The following is a 1,419-nucleotide window of genomic DNA, read 5'->3' on the forward strand; positions in this document are numbered from 1 at the left end:
GGTCAAGTCCAAGCGGGTGGTGTAACGGGGTGATTGCCGCGTGATCCTGTTCGGTCAGGCGGTCAGTGCTGGGGTGGTGTCCTCCTGTTCGGTGGGGTCGGTGAGGCCGCGGGAGCGGGCGAGGACGTCGAGGCCGAGGTAGCGGCGGCCTTCGATCCATTCGTCGTGCTGTTCGGCGAGCACGGCGCCGACGAGGCGGATGATGGCTTGGCGGTCGGGGAAGATGCCGACAACGTCAGTGCGGCGGCGGATTTCCTTGTTCAGCCGCTCTTGCGGGTTGTTGGACCAGATCTGGCGCCAGATCTGTTTGGGGAATGTGGTGAACGACAGCAGGTCCGCGCGGGCGGTGTCGAGGTGGGCGGCCACCTTCGGCAGCTTCTCGGTCAACGCGTCGAGCATCCGGTCATATTGGGCGGCAGCGGATTCGGCGTCGGCTTGATCGAACACCGAGTGCAGCAGGGTGCGCACCCACGGCCACGACGATTTCGGGGTGATCGACATCAGGTTCACCGTGTAATGGGTTCGGCAGCGTTGCCAGGCCGCGCCGGGCAGGGTGGCGCCGATCGCGGCGACCAGACCGGCGTGGGCGTCGGAGGTGACCAAGCTGACTCCGGACAGACCGCGAGCGACCAGGTCACGGAAGAACGCCAGCCAGCCGGCGCCGTCCTCGCCGCTGGTGACCTGGATGCCGAGGATTTCGCGGTAGCCCTCGGCGTTGACACCGGTCGCGACCAGGGTGTGCACGTTGACCACGCGCCCGTTCTCGCGGACTTTCAATACCAGCGCGTCGGCGGCGACGAAGGTGTAAGGGCCTTGATCGAGCGGGCGGGTGCGGAACGCCTCGACCTGGGTGTCGAGCTCGGCGGACATGATCGATACCTGGGATTTGGAAAGCTTTGTCACACCCAGGGATTCGACCAGCTTCTCCATGCGGCGGGTCGAGACGCCGAGCAGATAACAGGTCGCCACCACCGAAGTCAGCGCCCGTTCGGCACGTTTGCGGCGCTCGAGCAGCCAATCCGGGAAGTAACTGCCCGCACGCAGTTTCGGGATCGCGACGTCGATCGTGCCGACACGGGTGTCGAAGTCGCGGTGGCGGTAGCCGTTGCGGCTGTTGACCCGCTCGTCGGAGCGTTCGCCGTAGCCGGCGCCGCACATCGTGTCGGCCTCGGCGCTCATCAACGCCTGGATGAACGTGGACATCATGTCGCGCAGCAGGTCCGGGCTCGCGACGGCGAGTTGGTCCGACAGCATCTTGGACGGGTCGATAGGCTGGACAGAGGTCATCGCGTGAACTTTCTTTCCTTCAAGTGACTTGGCGGTCTTTTGAAGGATCACGCGGTGACCACCCTCTACCCGGCTACGACACACACAGACTTTGCTGGCGTCCGGTCGTACACCATCCTGCTGGACTCAACC

1 protein-coding gene is annotated in these 1,419 nt (G+C 65.1%); it reads right to left on the bottom strand.

Annotated elements, in window-relative coordinates; translation table 11 throughout:
* Positions 1-54: 54 nt before the first annotated feature.
* Positions 55-1,287 carry an IS256 family transposase gene (locus tag QH470_RS24725; RefSeq protein WP_280274730.1) on the bottom strand — a complete coding sequence of 411 codons (1,233 nt, stop codon included), beginning with the start codon at positions 1,285-1,287 and terminating at the stop codon, positions 55-57.
* Positions 1,288-1,419: the final 132 nt, after the last annotated feature.

Origin of the sequence: Nocardia wallacei, assembly GCF_029868745.1 — a bacterium.
Lineage (GTDB): Bacteria > Actinomycetota > Actinomycetes > Mycobacteriales > Mycobacteriaceae > Nocardia > Nocardia wallacei_B.

Excerpts from the sequence above, each read along its gene's own strand:
- QH470_RS24725 (WP_280274730.1), bottom strand. The coding sequence starts at position 1,287 with ATGACCTCTGTCCAGCCTATCGACCCGTCCAAGATGCTGTCGGACCAA.